General features: G+C 38.7%; 14 protein-coding genes. 7 read left to right on the forward strand and 7 right to left on the reverse strand.

Annotated elements, in window-relative coordinates; all coding sequences use genetic code 11:
* The first annotated feature begins 48 nt into the window (after positions 1–48).
* From G631_RS0101020 to G631_RS0101030, 3 genes are all read left to right on the forward strand, one after another.
* On the forward strand, positions 49–624 hold the full coding sequence (locus tag G631_RS0101020; protein WP_026487843.1) for an indolepyruvate oxidoreductase subunit beta: 576 nt from the start codon (positions 49–51) through the stop codon (positions 622–624).
* Between the two features lie 18 nt (positions 625–642).
* Positions 643–1,944, forward strand: coding sequence for a phenylacetate--CoA ligase family protein (locus G631_RS0101025; RefSeq protein WP_026487844.1), 1,302 nt, complete (start codon positions 643–645; stop codon positions 1,942–1,944).
* 101 nt (positions 1,945–2,045) lie between these two features.
* Positions 2,046–2,480, forward strand: a complete 435-nt coding sequence (locus G631_RS0101030) for an ACT domain-containing protein (RefSeq protein ID WP_026487845.1) — start codon at positions 2,046–2,048, stop codon at positions 2,478–2,480.
* Between the two features lie 6 nt (positions 2,481–2,486).
* Here the strand turns inward: G631_RS0101030 and G631_RS0101035 are convergent, their stop codons facing one another.
* The 7 genes from G631_RS0101035 to G631_RS0101065 all read right to left on the reverse strand — a co-directional run bounded on the left by G631_RS0101035 (position 2,487) and on the right by G631_RS0101065 (position 13,280).
* Entirely contained in the window at positions 2,487–3,020 is a 534-nt protein-coding gene (locus G631_RS0101035; protein ID WP_026487846.1) for a DUF308 domain-containing protein, read from the reverse strand.
* 13 nt (positions 3,021–3,033) lie between these two features.
* Positions 3,034–4,182 carry a DUF6765 family protein gene (locus G631_RS0101040; RefSeq protein WP_026487847.1) on the reverse strand — a complete coding sequence of 383 codons (1,149 nt, stop codon included), beginning with the start codon at positions 4,180–4,182 and terminating at the stop codon, positions 3,034–3,036.
* Positions 4,183–4,185: 3 nt separating this feature from the next.
* On the reverse strand, positions 4,186–4,665 hold the full coding sequence (locus G631_RS0101045) for a hypothetical protein (protein WP_155833851.1): 480 nt from the start codon (positions 4,663–4,665) through the stop codon (positions 4,186–4,188).
* Positions 4,666–4,678: 13 nt separating this feature from the next.
* The gene (locus G631_RS0101050) at positions 4,679–8,644 is read right to left on the reverse strand and encodes a hypothetical protein (protein ID WP_026487849.1); all 3,966 of its coding nucleotides are present in this window, start codon (positions 8,642–8,644) and stop codon (positions 4,679–4,681) included.
* Position 8,645: 1 nt separating this feature from the next.
* Positions 8,646–11,117, reverse strand: coding sequence for an efflux RND transporter permease subunit (locus tag G631_RS17595; RefSeq protein WP_035789080.1), 2,472 nt, complete (start codon positions 11,115–11,117; stop codon positions 8,646–8,648).
* A gap of 82 nt (positions 11,118–11,199) precedes the next feature.
* Complete coding sequence (locus G631_RS0101060; RefSeq protein WP_026487850.1) at positions 11,200–11,670, reverse strand: GNAT family N-acetyltransferase; 471 nt, start codon at positions 11,668–11,670, stop codon at positions 11,200–11,202.
* 56 nt (positions 11,671–11,726) lie between these two features.
* The gene (locus G631_RS0101065; protein WP_026487851.1) at positions 11,727–13,280 is read right to left on the reverse strand and encodes a sodium:solute symporter family protein; all 1,554 of its coding nucleotides are present in this window, start codon (positions 13,278–13,280) and stop codon (positions 11,727–11,729) included.
* Between the two features lie 205 nt (positions 13,281–13,485).
* Here G631_RS0101065 and fsa point away from each other — a divergent pair, with 205 nt between their 5' ends.
* From fsa to G631_RS0101085, 4 genes are all read left to right on the forward strand, one after another.
* Positions 13,486–14,139 (forward strand): fructose-6-phosphate aldolase, encoded by a 654-nt coding sequence (gene fsa / locus G631_RS0101070; RefSeq protein ID WP_026487852.1) that lies wholly within the window; start codon positions 13,486–13,488, stop codon positions 14,137–14,139.
* 255 nt (positions 14,140–14,394) lie between these two features.
* The gene (locus G631_RS0101075; protein ID WP_026487853.1) at positions 14,395–15,624 is read left to right on the forward strand and encodes an acyltransferase family protein; all 1,230 of its coding nucleotides are present in this window, start codon (positions 14,395–14,397) and stop codon (positions 15,622–15,624) included.
* A 16-nt stretch (positions 15,625–15,640) separates the two neighbouring features.
* Positions 15,641–16,783 (forward strand): glycosyl hydrolase family 8, encoded by a 1,143-nt coding sequence (locus G631_RS0101080; RefSeq protein WP_026487854.1) that lies wholly within the window; start codon positions 15,641–15,643, stop codon positions 16,781–16,783.
* A gap of 750 nt (positions 16,784–17,533) precedes the next feature.
* On the forward strand, positions 17,534–18,148 hold the full coding sequence (locus G631_RS0101085; protein ID WP_026487855.1) for a metallophosphoesterase: 615 nt from the start codon (positions 17,534–17,536) through the stop codon (positions 18,146–18,148).
* Positions 18,149–18,326 lie beyond the last annotated feature (178 nt).

The following is an 18,326-nucleotide window of genomic DNA, read 5'->3' on the forward strand; positions in this document are numbered from 1 at the left end:
GACAAAAGTTTAGGGTTCACTTTTAGGTCGAAAATGGAGGAAAAATAAATGGAGACAAAAAATATAATGATCGTAGGTGTCGGAGGTCAGGGGTCACTTCTTGCAAGTAAACTCCTTGGGCACCTTCTCTTATCTCAGGGATATGATGTAAAAGTTTCTGAAGTTCACGGCATGAGCCAGAGAGGCGGAAGCGTTGTAACTTACGTAAGATATGGCGATAAAGTCTACTCTCCTGTCATAGACAAGGGCCAGGCGGATTTCATAGTATCTTTTGAAGCCTTAGAAGCTGCAAGGTGGCTTCCGTACCTTAAAAAGGACGGACAGATTGTGACAAATACTCAGCAGATAGATCCAATGCCAGTTATTACAGGTGCATGCGAGTATCCAGAAAACATAATAGAAAAATTAAAGGCTACAGGAGCTAAAGTTGATGCTCTTGACTGCTTATCTCTTGCTACCAAGGCCGGCTCATCAAAGGCAGTGAATATTGTACTTCTTGGAAGGCTCTCTCACTATTTTGATCTGCCAGAAGATGCCTGGATAAAGAGTCTTGAAGCCAATGTTCCAGAAAAGTTTCTTGAAATGAACAAGAAAGCCTTTGAACTTGGCAAAAATCATTCTTAACTGTTGGGGGATAAAAAAATGGAACAATATTTTCAAAAAGAAATTGAGACAGCTTCTTCTGAAGAGCTAAAAAAATTGCAGAGCGAAAAACTAGTTGCACAAGTAAAAAGAGTCTACGAAAACGTCCCCTATTACCGCAAAAAAATGGAAGAAAAAGGTGTTACACCAGATGATATCAAGTCAGTTGATGACCTGTATAAACTTCCATTTTTATCTAAAAAAGATTTAAGAGATGCTTACCCTACTGGTCTTCTTGGTGTTCCTCAGTCTGAATGCGTAAGAATCCATTCAACTTCTGGAACTACGGGAAAACGCGTTGTAGCTTTCTACACCCAGCATGATGTTGATCTGTGGGAGGATTGCTGCGCAAGAGCTATTGTGGCAGCAGGTGGAACTAAAGATGATGTGTGCCAAGTTGCTTACGGTTTTGGACTTTTTACAGGCGGCGCCGGACTTAACGGAGGCTCTCATAAGGTAGGATGCCTTACAGTTCCCATAAGCTCAGGAAACACAGACAGGCAAATAATGTTCATACAGGATTTAAAAGCCACTATCCTCTGCTGTACTCCAAGCTACGCAGCATATCTTTCTGAGAGATTTAAGGAAGAAGGCTACGGCCCTGATGATATTCCTCTTAAGGCAGGCATTTTTGGAGCTGAGGCCTGGAGCGAAGAAATGCGTCAGGACATCGAGAAAAATCTTGGCATCAAAGCATATGATATTTATGGCCTGACTGAGCTATCAGGCCCTGGAGTTGCCTTTGAATGTTCTGCTCAGGATGGCATGCATATAAACGAGGACCACTTTATCGCAGAGATCATAGACCCTGATACAGAAGAAGTCCTTCCAGAGGGAAGTCAGGGCGAGCTTGTTTTTACAGCAGTGGACAAGGAAGCCTTCCCTATGATCAGGTACAGAACAAGGGATATCTGTAAGCTCACAAGAGGCAAATGTTCCTGCGGTAGAACCTTTATAAAGATGGCAAAGCCAATGGGAAGAAGCGATGATATGCTTATTGTACGCGGTGTAAACGTATTCCCAAGCCAGATAGAGACAGTTCTTTTAAACAACGGTTATGCTGCTAACTATCAGATTATAGTAGACAGAGAAAACAACACTGACTCCCTTGATGTAAATGTTGAAATGACACCAGAAATGTTCACTGATAATGTGGGTGAAATTGAGGAAAGACAAAAGAAACTTGTAGCAGACATGCACGCTATGCTTGGAATCAAGGTTAAGATTTCTCTTGTTGCTCCAAAGACTATAGAACGAAGTGAAGGTAAGGCTGTAAGAGTTATTGATAAGCGTAAAATATGATATCATAGTGATATAGAACTTCGAAAATGACGTTAGTTCAAGGTATGTTTCGTATATCAACAAATGATAACGTAGTTTAAAGAAATCATTCGGAGGATTTTATGAGTATTAAACAAATATCAGTTTTTCTTGAAAACAGGCCAGGCACCTTAAAAAAGCTAACAAGTGTACTTGCCAAGAACAATATAGATATGCGTGCCACTTCACTTGCAGAGACTAAGGACTTTGGTATTGCAAGGATCATTGTGGACGACGCCTACGAAGCAGTAAATACATTAAAAGAGAATGATTTTGTAGCAAGTCTTACTTCTGTCCTTGGTGTGGAAATCCCTGACGAAGCTGGCGGACTTGATAAGCTTCTTGATTACTTTGCTGAGGCTGATGTAAATATAGAGTATATGTACGCCTTCCCAAGCCGCAGTGCAAAGTCTCAGGCATACATGATCTTTAGAGTTGCAGATACCAAGGCAGCAGAGGCCAAACTTGCAAATACAGGTCTTAAGCTCCTTTCCCAGGAAGATATCGCAAACATTTAATGATATCTATTGTATAAAAATAAATGCAGTCTTTCTAAATGCTGAAAAGATCCTTATAAGGGCTGAATAAATAAGTCCAAGCGCATAAACCAGGATTACCGTTCTTTGGTGTTTTATAAACACAATACAAAAAACAGCCAGAAGTATATTTATAATTCCATGAGAAAATTTAAGCTTCCAGGATTTAGAGCCATAGCGCCTTGTTTCCATAACCCTTAAGATTTCAACAAGACCAGCAAAGGCATTTATGATAACAAGATAGATCATCACGTACGTTTTGGGTATATCAATAAGTGAGCCGGTAAAAAAGCCGATGTCCAAAAGAAAGACTCCCTTATAAAGGGAGAACCTTCCACCCACCATGTGTCTTCCCATGGTAAAAAAGTAAAAAAGCTCTTTTAGCCCTCTAAAAGCGAGACTAAAAGACAAAATAAAGAGCATGAGCAGGTAGCCATCTTGAGGATCAATTATCATATAGATGGCTACTACTATTGATATAATTCCAAGTACTACATTATTTATCTTTTGGATATTTGTCATAGAAAAGCTCCTGTCATTGCCTGATCTTGCTATTTAGCCACTCTCTAATTTTGTCATCATCATCTTCTTTTTCCTGGTACTTGATCTCTTTTGTAAATCCCGCAAGAATATTACCGGACTTAAAAATTTCATTGGTGACCATGGCTTTCTGTGCTATGGCTGCAGCAAAAAACCTGGCTAAAAAGGTTTTATTTTTGTATCTTCTGTCAGCCTTTATATATTCATATTGATACCTTTCTATATCAAAATCCGGAATACTCTCTCCTGATAGTTCCTCTCCAAAGGCTTTCCAGTCTGCACAGGCATTTAACTGTCTTTTTTTCAGGATTTTCACAATTCTTTCCCGATAGGGCTCTATTGCTTCATAGTCATAACGCTCTATGTCAAAAGAAAAAAATCTTCCATTTAGATATTTAAGAGCATAGACCATCTGAGAAAAAGCCTTCAAATAATCAGATGGATTATCCTTATAGATAAGGCTATAGTCTCCCCAGGCAGGCACATATCTGTATCTGGCAAAAGAATAGTCTGGGAAATGCCCTGCTCTTCCATGGCCAAGGTTCATAATAGAATTTTCATTACTTTGAAAAAGACTGTTTGTATATGCTCCTTTTTCTACGTCATCAGGAGAAGTAGGGTTATGTTTAAACTTTATCTTCCGATCCCCATCTTCATAGTTCTCATAAAAGTCACCAGTGATATTATTGATACAAAGTGATGGTGTCCCCGCAAAATACATATGAGCCCAGGTATCCGCAAGAACATGCATAGCAATGCCAATTGCCTGAAGTGACTTATCCTTGGCAAGCTCAACTGTCTCTTTTACCAGTTCACCATTAGGGCCACATATTAGGCGATACTTATTTAAATACCTTTTTGTCGCCCACTTCTTTTTGGCATAAAGGTCTCTTGGAAGGAAATGAAAAGATGCCCATATCCTTGTTATGTCCTGAAGAGCAAGGATATCTGTCCTTGAATCCATCATTTCAAGTTGAAGCTGGGTCGTAGCTGCAATCAGAGGAGCCTTTAGTTTGAGTAAAAGAGTCTTAGAGCACAGATCAACAAACTGAGCACTATAACAAATATCAAGGCTCTCATCATGGCTAAAGCCCGCAAGAAAAGCAGCACAATATGTAGCATAATAGTGGAAGTCTTCCTGCATAAGTTACCCCTCTACTAGTTTTTGGGACTTTTTTATTTTAAAAAGAGTTATCAGAAGATCTGATAAAATAAAGCAAAGCGTAGCATCCAGAATAAATGAGGCTATTACAGTATCATCTATATTATCTTTGTAAAAATTCTGAAATGCACTCCATACAGACATAACAAGAAGTATTACTGTGGCTACAATAAAACGTTTCTTAATCTTTTGTCCGCTTCTAAATCTAAAAGCGCCAATTCCAACATATAAATGAAATGAAAAGAAAACAAAATATATTAGCACTGTGATAATTATCAAAATATATTTTAAGCTTTCATAATCTTCCTTGCTTACTTCAAAAAAATCATACACGTTTTCATAGCCAAAAAACATTAACATAAGCATCTTTAAAATCTGCCAGAATATGTACACTATGATAAAACCACCGCTTAGTCTGATATTCGTATAATATTTTCTCAAATTTGCCTGTAGGTCAGTTTCCATAAATACTCCTGTTTTACATGCTTTCATCACCGTCATTTTCACTCTTGTCAGAATTATTTATGTCGTTATTTTCTTTATTCTCATTCTTTTTAACGTTATTTTCATCCTTACTATCATCATAAAATAGCTGTTCTTTACTTTCAATCTTTTCAGTTACTTTATTTGCAATAACATTGATAGCATCAGAAATTTTATTTTTCTTGCGAGATAATACTACAATTACAATTATTATTACGATAATTACAGCAAGAATAATACCAATGGCTAATCCAATAAACATATAAATTCTTTTCTTAGTAGATTCAAACCTTACGCCAATGGTAAAATCATCACCTTCAACTTCGTATAACCTGTATTTCCCTTTTTCGCCAATGCTTGCAAGATCAACTTTATTTCCATTTTCATCTACAAGATAAAGGCTGTACTCAGGAAACAATACGCCAAGTCCAAGTTCTGGCTTAAATCTAATCCGGTGAACCTTATTGCCATCTTCTGGCACTTTAACTGTTATTGTCTCATAATCACTAAACTGAGAAAGGTTTTCTATCCTTTCAGATATAGTGTCTACTGTATAGTTTGCTTTTCTATCAACTTCGAGCTTATCATCTGCTTTAAAGCTACCATCAACAAGGATTTCACCCTGATAAAGATCATCCTGTCCCGATGTAAATACTTCCCCTATAGTAGTTTTATACTTAACGTATCTGGCAGTAACGATCTCGTCGTTTGTTATTCTGACTATATTTTCTATATCCCAGTCAACGTAGTATCCTTCCCTTTCGTCAATTCGGGGATACTCAGAAAATTCAAGGCTATCGCCATACTTTTTATTGGCTTTTTTTATGATCTTTTTTCCCTTATCTAGTTCGTCATCCTCCAAAACGAAACTAATTGTAAGGCTCTTAAAATCATAAGGTACAGACCCTGCATCAAATTCAACAGGATAAGCCTTGGACGCAAAGCTTGATATATCAACGCCAGCAAGTTCATCACTTATAAAAGTATTGTTTCTTACAACCCCCTCATCAGATACATGCCCTGCAATAGCGCCAAAATAGCTTGTTGCATTACATATCTTTACAAGTGACATACAGTCAGAAATATGCATGCCGTCTCCGCAGATACCGCCTATGTATGATGTTCCATCAAGAATCCCACTAGAGGTAGACTCTGTAACATAGGATAAAGACCTGCCGCAGACGCCGCCAGCATACTCACCAGAGCTGGATTTTGGATTTCCCATGTTTGCGCATCCTATGACAGTTCCCATCTCCTGAAGACCACAGATTCCGCCTACATAGTTCTTTTCAGAGGTTATACTGTTATAGTTCTCGCTGTTTCTAATAACACATTTTGTGATGTAGGAAGTATTTAGCTTGCTATCTTTTATTCCTGTAATATCACTTTCCTTGTCATAGTCATATTCAATAGCCATTGTTCCGGCAATTCCGGCTGTATCAATATCTCCCTCAACCTGTCCATAGTTTACGCACATATCGATAGTGGCATCAGTGCACTCTCTTGCTTCGTCAAAAGAGACATCTTCAAAGCTTTGTGTATAGTCCATCTCAAGGACGCCATCTACCGCATCAGCGAAAAGGTTCATGATCACATTGAACTGATCTGACATTTCCTGAAGGTCATCTACTATTACACCTGTAGCATTATTCATCTCACTATTAAGAAGTCCAAAGTTATCGTTCATCCCCTGCATGTTGCTTACAAAGGATGTGGTGCGGGCCTTGTATTCATCGGTAAACTGAGGAAAAGAGATATTATCTCTTCCAGCAATGTTCTTTAAAATATCCTTGGTGCCGCTTCCTGCAGTCTTTAGCTCGTCCATTGCCTTTTCAAAAGAACTCATGGCAACTGCCGCATCTTCACCTGCATTGTCGAAGGCAACAAGTATGTCCTGTCTGTGATTTGTTATAACAGTTGTTACAACAGCTCTAGCTGCGGCCATATCAGTATCATAATAGGCAACATAATCGCTTCCGTTTAGGTAGAAACCAGTATGATTCTCTTTACCAGAAGTTGGATTTTGCCAGTAATACCTTGCATACTTTTCTGCAGCCTCCTTTGCAGCCTTTCTTGCTTCTTCTGAAAGAGCCGTGTCGGAGGTATTAGGAAAACTAGTCCCGTCACTATATTTATAGCTTCCATCCTGGGCAAATTTCTGCTTGTTTAAGATATAACTAAAGATTGTCTTGTCATCAGTAGTTCCGTCATTAGGATGTTCAGAAGTACCATCATGAATTCCATGATAATCTTCATAAGTCAAATTCCAGCCTGTATAATCCGTCTCAACACTTCCATCTGACCTGACAAAATCTAATTTCGAGGTATCAGTCCTACCTTTTACTCCATCTATACCTCCAGCTCCATTGTAAACATAATAGTTATAAAAAGGCCTATAGGCTCTATCATACAGCTCTCCGTACTGAACACTACCAGTTTCAAGTAAAGAAGATGCTTCCTCATACTGCTGCTTCTCATCTCCTGTCAGATACTTGTCGACATCAAGATTATCAGCTGCCTCCTTTAGCTCTTTTGCCGTATCTTTACCATAGCCGGCTGCGCTTTCAGTATGATCCAATACGCCTCCCTGCTTGGTGGTTTCATCAAGAACATATTCAACTCTTGAAAAGGCTTCAGAAGTTGCTCCGGAAATCCCATTTGCGTAATCTATAGTTCCATTTGCAATATACTTAACATCGTTTAAGGCACCCGAAGTAAAATTCTGGATAACTGAAAGCCTTCCAGAAATTACGTTGGACTGATTCTTGGTTTCATTAAGGGTCTTGGTTACAATATCATGAAGCTTACCTATAGCTTCAGAGAGCTGATAGGCTACGTCTGTGCTAAGATCAACTGTAATATAAGGTTCAGCCTGACCTACAATGCCTCCCACATCCTTTCTTCCAAGGATCAAGCCACTATTTGTACATTTATAAACAAAGCCAGACTGTCTTCCTGCAATTCCGCCTATATTATAACCAACGTGCTCATACCCGACATCACCAGTATTTACGCACCTTGAGATAATACCTATAGAAAGACCTGAAATACCGCCTGCATCAGATACTGTAACATCAGAATTTGCTTCTGTGCTTGTTTCATCAATATTTTTAACAAGGGAAATAACCTTATTAAGAGTACTCATGGCATCAATAGTAATCTTCGTATCAGTATTTGTAGTATTAACAGAAGCGTTATTTACGCAGTCAGTAATATTGCCTATGTTTTCGCCGCAGATACCTCCTGTAAAATGAACCCCGTGAATATATCCAGTGCAGGTGCAATCATCTATAACGCCAGAGAGCTGGTTTATACCGGCAATTCCGCCAACATAGTCATTACCAGATATTACGCCTGTATAACTGCACTTACTGATAACTCCGCTATTTTCTGCGCAAATTCCTCCCACCATTACCTGCTCACCTGATGGGATTATTGTGCCCTTTACATTTAAATTAATTACTACTCCACTTTTTTGAATGTTAGAAAAAAGTCCGCAGTTAGAAATACCTGTTCCAATATTAAGTCCGCTTATGGTGTGCCCGCCACCATCAAAGAATCCGCCAAACTGAGGAATCCTTGTAAAGTCAGTGCCAATAAGGGATATATCGCTATTTAAAGATACCTTTTTATTAACCGACCAGGTATCAAGCCTGCAGTTTTCAGCAAATCTCAAAAAATCTTCAGTAGAGTTTATAGTGATTTCTTCAATTTCATCAGGTATCTGAGCACTTACTTCATCCTTGATGTCCTCATCAACGTCTATCTCATTTTCCCTGGCTCCTTCCTGGGTTCCTGTACCAACTTCTCCGCTTTCAGAAAGGCCCACACGATTCTTATCCCTAAAGTCGTCAGCAGAAGGAAGTAGGCTTTCACTTTCAGAATTCTCAGCATATACCAGCATAGCGGGATGAACAAAAAGCATGAAGGCAAATAATAATGCAAATAATCTCTTTTTCATATCAGCCCTCCTCTGTTGTCGCATCATTTGAAAGCTCATTGCTCTCATCAAGCTCTTTTACATCATTATTATCGATAAAAGCATTTATCTTGCCCCTAACGATACCATGGAAGGTTCCATATAAATTGCCGTCTACGTGGCCCCTTATAAGGCCATCAATTCTCATAGACCCTGATCTTGCTTCCGCCTGCATAGGCATGTTCATAACAAAGGCTGTAAGCTCGATTATCTTATCTCCCACCAGAAGTATCTGCGGCAGCACAAACATTGTGATCAAAATAGATATGATTGTTCCACGGCCAAGACATTTTCCAATACCATAGATAGCACAGTCAGACGTCATCTTACCAATTAAGGTTCCAGCTACAGCCAGCATAGTTCCTGAAGTTATGATAGTTGGAAATGACAGATTCATGGTATTTATGATAGCCTCTTTTTTGCCCATGCCTGCTCTTAGCTCTGTATAGCGCCCTGCAATAACAATTGCATAGTCGATGTTAGCGCCCATCTGAATAGAGCTTACAATCAGATATCCCAGGAAAAAGAGATTGTCGTGTTCAATTGCAGGGATTGAGAAGTTGATCCAGATGCACCCCTGAATAACGGCAATAAGAAGAACCGGCATTCCAGCAGATTTGAAGGTAAAAAGAAGTACCACCAAAACCGCCAGGATTGAGATAATGCCAGTTACCTTGTTGTCTCTTCCAAAGCACTTTTTAAGGTCATACTGACTGACAGATTCCCCTACTACATATATTTTATCTTCGTCGTAATATTTTTCTGCCATAGTATGCATTTTTTCAAGAAACGCAAAAGTCTCATCAGATTCCTGGGGAAGGCTAAGGAATACCAGAATTCTTGAATACTCCTCTCCCTGCAGCTGCTTTTTTGCAAAGTTCATCATTGTATTAGCGTTTTCAAGCTTATCCATAAGTTCGTCAGATAAAGTAACATATCCTTCATCAACTTCTTTATATACGAACATGAACATATCTATAAGAGGAACCTTGTAGCCTGCAAGACCATTTACAACCTTGGCGTAATCTTCATCATTGACGGCATAAGCTGTATAAACAAGCTCTGCTATCTCATAATCAATATTAAGTAGTTCCGAAAACTGCCTGGGAGTAAGCTTATCTGTAAGCGTATAGCCATTTAGAGCCTCTGTATTAGCAAGACCTGTAACTTTAGTTACGCAGTCCTGAGCAAGAAGATCTTCGATAAGCTTTTTTTCCTTGTCATAATCACCACTTGGGAAAACAAGAGCAACCATATTGTCAGAATTAAAGTTCTCATCCTGCATATTTTGGGCCTTTTGAACCTCATTTATAAGGGGTGGTGTAATCTGTGAATAGCCATAAACATAAGGAGTTCCCGCTGAAATTCTGCTTGCAACAATGATTGTCACAATAAAAGCGGGAGCAATAATGTACCTTGTGGCATAAGCGAATTTCCCAACAAAGGGAATCTTAGGAATAAAGTTTTTATGCTGGGTCTTTTCCATGAGTCCGGCAAAGATCATGATGATACCAGGCATCAAAAGAAATACAGACAAAAGGCTAAGTAAAATAGCCTTTATTAGAACGATGCCCATGTCTCTGCCAATTCCAAACTGCATAAATAGCATAGCAACAAGACCGCCGATTGTTGTTAGAGAACTTCCGCAGATTTCAGGAATTGACTTGGAAAGGGCCATGATACAGGCCTCTCTATAGGGAAGGCTCTCATGTTCCTCTTTATATCTGTTTAGGAATATGACAGCATAGTCCACCGAAAGTGCTAGCTGAAGAACGATAGTTACTGAATCTGAGACAAAAGAAATGGTTCCTAGAAGGAAATTTGTTCCCATCTGTACAAGAGCTGCACTTCCAAAGGTAAGAAGTAGAACCGGAACTTCTGCATAGGCCTGGGACGTCAAAAGCAAAACTGCAACTACAACAATAACGACAATAATAGAAATAACACTCATCTCTTTGTCTATAAGCTCAGATTGAGTGTCACCAAGGGTTGTTGATAGGTAATAGTCATATCTATCAAAATATTTTTTTACCTGCTCTAAAAGATCAAGGCATATCTCCTCTTTCTCATCGTAGTCAAAGGTAATATTAAAAAGAGCACAACCATCGTTGTAGTGATCTTCAGAATCATCTACCTCACAGGAAAAGACGCCATCAATATTTTCAATGTCGTCTTTGATAAGAAGCGCCTGGTCAATATCAATATTTGCTACCATGACTTTAACTGAACCATAGGTCGTAAACTCTTTTTCCATAAGTTTAAGACCCTGCCAGGTTTCAGAAGATTCCGGCAGATACTCAGCCAATTGGTTTTCTACACTGACCCAGTTTCTGGAAATTGCAGAGAATATACATAGAATAGCGTATATCAGAAAGAAAAGATTTCTTTTATCTACGATAAAAGCGCAGATCTTGAGCATCAGAGAATTTCCGCCGTTAAACTCGTTATTATCCATGCTAAGCCCCCTCAAAAACAATAACTGCATTTAACATTAATATTATCACATATTCGTACCTGCTACAAAAGTCGGATGGAAATCATAATATAAACTCCATATTAGTTTCCTTAACTCTCATTCCCAGTTTATTGTAGAATCTCTGGGCACATTCATTGCCCTCCCAGACATTAAGTGTAATATCATAACAGCCAAGATTTTTGGCATACTTTTTTACAAAATCAAATAATGCAGTTCCTACCTGTCTTCCTCTGTAATGCTTATCAACGCAGAGATCATCAATATATATAGTCTTAAAAGGAACCATATATTCTTTCTTTGGCTGCTCCATTAAAACACAAAAGCAATAGCCCATCAGATCATCTTTTTCATCTGTTGCAACGAAAATAGGCCTCTTATCATCAGCTATTATTTCAAGAAGCTCTTCTCTTGAATATTTGGTAGTTCCGGATACAAATATATCAGGTCTAATGTGTGCATGAAGCTCTAGCACCTGTTTTAAGAGTTCTAAAATCTTTTCTGCATCTTTATCTTGCGCGCGTCTAATATTCATATTCTCCCCCCGAAGTCATTTATTTCCTGCAGCCTGCATCATTACAGTTGAGATTTTTATGCTACATCCTCATCATCAGATAATGAAAGGCTCTGATGTACCATAACTTCTTTATCATAGCACGCAAAAGCACTGTCAACCAAGTCCTTATCAGGCTTTTTTGTAAACAAAGAAACTACAGGTACAATTACAAGGCCTGCAAGCATGCAGAAGGCTCCTGCGTTGATGGGAGACTGTAAAAGTTTAGGGAAACTGCTTCTGACAAACATATTAAGGAGCATTACAACAGTTGAAAAGATAAAGCTGCACCAGACAGAAGCTTTAGTTGTACCCTTGTAATAGAGCCCATATAGGAATGGCGCAAGAAAGGCTCCTGCAAGGGCTCCCCATGATACTCCCATGAGCTGAGCAATAAATGTAACATTCTGCCTATACTGAACAATAGCAATCACAACTGAAATAGCTACAAATACAACAACCAAAGCTCTCATAATAAGGAGCTGCTTCTTTTCATTCATATTCTTTACCACATGGCCCTTTAAAAGATCTAAGGTAAGGGTTGAACTACTTGTAAGAACAAGGGATGAAAGCGTCGACATAGAAGCTGATAAGACAAGTACTACTACTACAGCAATAAGAAGATCTGGAAGGCCTGATAACATAGCCGGAATAATGCTGTCATAGCCACCTGCTGCTATATCTATTCTATCGGAAAAAAGTCTTCCAAAGCCTCCAAGAAAATAACATCCACCGGCTACCACAAAAGCAAACATAGTTGATACTATTGTTCCCTTTGAAATGGCCTTCTCGCTTTTTATTGCATAGAATTTCTGAACCATCTGAGGAAGTCCCCATGTGCCAAGTGATGTAAGAATAACAACTCCAAGAAGGTTTACAGGATCTGGTCCAAAGAAAGATGCAAAAACGCCAGGTGTAGTAGAAACAGCCTCATCAGAAATTCTGGCAAGCCCATCAAGGGAAGCAATAAATCCGCCTTTTGAGCTAAGAACAGACAAAACAACTGCACTAATTCCAATGAGCATGATAATACCCTGAATAAAATCATTTATAGCTGTAGCCATGTAGCCGCCAGCAATAACGTAGATTCCAGTAAGCACAGCCATTACGATAACGCAAATAGAATAATCAATGTTAAAGGCCATTCCAAATAGCCTTGATAAGCCATTATAAAGGGATGCTGTATATGGGATAAGGAAAATAAAAGTTATTATGGAAGCTGCTATCTTAAGAGAATTACCTCCAAATCTTGCTGCAAAGAACTGAGGCATTGTAGCAGAATCCAGGTGCTGTGTCATGATTCTTGTTCTTCTTCCAAGTATTCTCCATGCAAGAAGTGATCCAATAAGGGCATTTCCTATTCCCACCCAGGTTGCAGCTATTCCATATTTCCAGCCAAACTGCCCTGCGTATCCAACAAATATGACTGCAGAAAAATATGAAGTTCCATAGGCAAAAGCTGTAACCCATGGTCCTACAGACCTTCCTCCAAGAACAAAACCATTTACATCAGTTGAATTTTTCCGGCAGATAAAGCCAATGGTGAGCATAGTTGCAAAGAAAACTAGTAGCAAAAGAATTTTGATGACCATAGACATCCTCCCAAATAATACACTTTTTTCCATAAGATTTTTAATAGACCTATTTACTACTTTAATGCTTTAAATCATTTAAGTCAATTATTTTTAAAAGCATAAAATAATAAGGTTCTAGCAAGAATAGATTATAAATCGGTGTATTTACGTGTTATTATTATTTAGGTTGGTAATAAACTTATCTTTAGGAGGAGTATGAACAATGAAATTATTTGTGGACACAGCCAATATTGATGAAATCAGAAGAGCTAATGACATGGGGGTTATCTGTGGTGTTACAACAAACCCATCACTTATTGCTAAGGAAGGCAGAGACGTTTATGAAGTAGTTAAAGAGATTGCTTCAATCGTTGATGGACCTATTTCTGGAGAAGTTAAGGCTACTACTGTTGATGCAGAAGGCATGATCAAAGAGGGCCGTGAAATTGCAAAGCTTCACCCTAACATGGTTGTTAAGATTCCTATGACTGAGGAAGGTCTTAAGGCTTGTAAAGTTCTTTCAGGCGAAGGCATCAAGGTTAACATGACACTTATCTTCACAGCTAACCAGGCACTTCTCTGTGCTAGAGCTGGCGCTGCATTTGTAAGCCCATTCCTTGGAAGACTTGATGACATCAGCGTTCGTGGAACAGATCTTATTTCTGAAGTTGCTGAGATCTTCAGCATCCACGGCATTGAGACAGAGATCATCGCAGCTTCTATCCGTCATCCTATGCACGTTACAGACTGCGCTCTTGCAGGTGCTGACATCGCTACAGTTCCTTTCAAGGTTATTGAGCAGATGGTTCATCATCCACTTACAGATGCTGGTATCGAGAAGTTCCAGAAGGACTACCTTGCAGTATTTGGTGAGTAATTATTTAGTAAGCGATTGATATAATTGCCGTTTACATAAGTTTTTAACAAGGTTTATGGAGTGACAGATTTACAATTTCTGTCACTCTTTTTTTTCTTATTTTTATAACCTTTTATGATCACTAATTTGGACTCAATATTTCGCAATAACTGACAACTGTTTAGAAACAAATGCGTAGAAAAAAATACTTCAAAAAGCTAGTATTTATGTGGGGTTACTAGTCTTTAGACTAAATTTTTTTATGGAGGTATTGGTATGAAACAAGCAATCTATTCAGTCTACGTAATCTTACCAGTTATTTTATTATGGGGAGCCAAATTTACTGGCCCCAAAAAGTTTAACGAAGAATTCCTATCTTTAAGGCAGACCAAGGCTTTTCAAGGTTTTCTTGCAATCTGCATAATGCTGCATCACATTGCGCAGAAAACCTGTGCATCCTGGATCCAGCCACAGTCAAGAATTGTTCATGGTCTTGATATTTTCGTTGATATGGGATTTCTTTTAGTTTCAGTGTTTCTATTCTTTAATGGATATGGAGTTTACAAGAGTTTCCATTCCAAGGAAAACTATCTTAAGGGCTACTTTAAAAAGCGTATCCTGCCTGTAGTTCTTGCTCTTTACACAACTACATTTATCTTCTTTGTTGTAAGACTTCTTATTGGGGAAAAGATGGATGGAAGGCAGATCCTTTTGTATCTTACAAGTTTGGATCTATGTAATCCAAATACCTGGTACGTAATTGTCCTTCCTTTCTTTTATCTGTTTTTCTACATTTCCTTTAAACTCTTTAAGAAGGATGGACTTGCTGTAACTTCTACTACTCTGCTAGTAGTTCTTTATATGCTCCTTGGAACAAGGATCAATCATAACGACTATTGGATAAGAGGTGAGTGGTGGTATAACTGCGTATTTCTATTCCCTGTAGGAATCATATTTGCTAAGTTTGAGAATAAGATAATTCCTCATGTTCAGAAGTTCTATTGGGCATACCTGGCTCTTTTCCTTCTTGCTTACTACCCTATCCGCGTAGGAACAGGCATTGTAGGTAATATGTTTGGCTACTATGGTGAAGGCTGGCTTCCACAGGAAATCATTGTAAAGAACAGGGAAATTACTGTTCTTGCTCAGTCAGTTCTCTGCACCTGGTTCGTAATGTGTCTTTTACTTCTTGGAATGAAGTTTAAGATTGGCAACAAGTTCCTTGATTTCATGGGCAAGATTACTCTTGAATTCTATCTTATCCATGGTCTTTATGTAGAGCTCTTCGGTTGGCAGTTTGACGGCGGTGTAAAGAGCCCACATCACATTAAATACGTGATCGTATATGTTCTTGTAGTATTTGCACTTGGTCTTCCATCTGCTATCCTTCTCAAGAGCTTGCACGATGTGATACTTGGAAAAAAGAAGGCTCAGCCTCTTTTTGATATAAAAGTAAATAAGCTGGTCCTTAATAATAAAGACCAGAAAAAAGACAAAACAGCTTAAATTTAGGAGATACACAATGGGAGCATTTAAAACAGGCAATTACAGAAACTTTTTAAGGGAGATTGGAATTCCAGAAAATGAAATTCAGGCCAGAATAAAAGAGGCCGTTCAAACTTTCTTTTACGATGAAAATGAACGCATATATCATGAAGCAGGATCTGATATGGGTTATCTGTGCGATACAGGCAATAATGATGCCAGAACTGAAGGCATGAGCTATGGAATGATGATGTGTGTTCAGCTTGATATGAAGGAAGAATTTGACCGTATCTGGAAATGGTCCAAGACCTATATGTTCATGACAGAAGGTGAAAATGAAGGATATTTTGCCTGGTCATGTCAGACAGATGGCAAAAAGAATGCAGACGGCCCTGCTCCTGATGGTGAAGAGTTCTATGCAATGGCTCTTTTCTTTGCTTCCCATAGATGGGGCGATGGAGAAGGAATCTTTGAATATAGTAGAGAAGCTCGCGAAATTTTAAGCGCCTGCATCCATAAAGGTGAAAATGGACGAAAAGGTTCACCTATGTGGAATCATGACAATCATCAGATTCTCTTTGTTCCAGGAATTGGCTTTACAGATCCTTCCTATCATCTCCCACACTTTTATGAGTTATTTGCTCTTTGGGCCAATGAGGAGGACAAGAAGTTCTTTAAGGAGGCAGCAGCTGCTAGCAGAGAATATCTTGTAAAGGCTTGTCATCCTGAAACAGGGCTTAGTCCTGAATATGGAAATTTTGATGGCACTCCAATGGACAAGGAACTCCCATGGGGCTACTTTGGAGATTTCTTTAGTGATGCCTACAGAACAGCAGCAAATATCGGCCTTGACAGCGTATGGTTTTCAGAAGATAAGGGCCAGCGAGAAGTTCCACTTCGTATGATGAAATTTTTGGGAACAAGTCTAGAAGCTGTAAGGTGCGCATACAAGGTAGATGGCACTCCTACAGAAAGGCCCGTTCTCCACCCTCTTGGACTCTTATCTACAATTGCTCAGGGCGCCCTGGTAGCAACTACTCCAGAGGAAATTGAGCTTGCAAAGAAGTGGGTTTTATGGTTCTGGAATCAGCCACTTAGAAAGGGCATCCGCCGCTACTATGACAACTGCCTCTACATGTTCGCGTTACTTGCACTTTCCGGCAACTACAGAATATATTAATTTGAGGGCGGCTCTTCCAAGAATTCCTGTGGCGGCGTTTTTTCTCACTCGCGAGTAAAAATCCGCCTTGCCACATTATTCTTGGTGTGAGCCGCAAGTAACCTGCATCCTAAAATAAAAAGTGAATATGTCATGCAAAATGCTGATTATTCTATTGCTTGCATCAATACTGAGATATAAAGTCATGTATAATACAAATTTTAATATTGTCTGCATCACGTTACCTAAATCTATTGATACATAACAAATTTTTTACATAATCTTGCATCATTCTGGAAACATCAAGTCATGCACAATACAAATTTCTATATTGTCTGCATCACGTTGCCTAAATCTATTGATACATAACAAGTTTTTTGCATAATCTTGCATCATTCCTGAGATATCAAGTCATGTATAATGCAAATATTTCTATTATTTGCATTACGTTACCTAAATCTATTGATACATAACAGGTTTTTTACATAATCTTGCATCATTCCAGAAATATCAAGTCATGTATAATACAAATTTTCATATTGTCTGCATCACGCAACATATCAAAACATTGCAAATACCAACACATAAATGCTATCCTAAGTAAAAGAAGTGCAAAGGTCCGGAGCGGTTTACAAAGAGGCAAGAATGCTCATTATTTTGCGATTTTTTAAACTGCGGAGTCGAGGCCAATAAATCAAATGAGTATTTGCCGTTTTGTAAACCATTCCGGGCTTTGCATAATCTTATCGTTTTCAGGAAAGGATTTTTATTTTGATCTATTATATTGCAGATTGTCATTTTTATCATGGAGCACTTAATACGAAGATGGATAAGCGTGGTTTTGGCTCCGTATTAGAAATGAATGAATACATGATTGAAAAGTGGAATAATAAAGTCACCAAGTCAGACACTGTGGTCATTCTTGGTGACTTATCTCTTGGAAGTGTCGAGGAGACAAACGAACTTATTCATCGCCTGAAGGGCAAACTCTGTCTCATTGTAGGTAATCATGATAAATTTGTTGGAAAGCCTGATTTTGACTTGGGTAGATTTGAGTGGATTGATAACTATCGTGAAATCACAGATTCTCAAAAAAAAGTTATCTGCTCTCATTATCCTATTCCCTTCTACGAAGGTCAATACAGGAAGCGTCACAATGGTGACGCTAAAAACTATATGCTATATGGTCATGTTCATGAAACAAGGGATGAAATTCTAATGCAACAGATAGTAAAGCTAATAAGAGAAACGCCTTACTATCCAATAGGCAGTGAGCATGAAAGCACAATTCCCTGTAATATGATCAATTGTTTCTGCAAGCGCTCGGACTACACTCCATTATCTCTATCTGAATGGATCAAATTAAATGATAATCTTAGATGCTGACTCCTACTCGATTTCGCACACGAACATTCCGCACTTAGTGCTCCATATTCTTACGACCGGCTAATGAATTTGTATGCAAGCATCCATTCGCTTGCCGGTCTTGTGCAACAAAGAAAAAATCTCGACATTACAAGCATTGTCGAGATTTTTATGATTTTAACAATATACGCTTTTGATC

It is taken from the genome of Butyrivibrio sp. XBB1001 (assembly GCF_000424505.1).
Classification (GTDB): Bacteria; Bacillota; Clostridia; order Lachnospirales; family Lachnospiraceae; genus Butyrivibrio.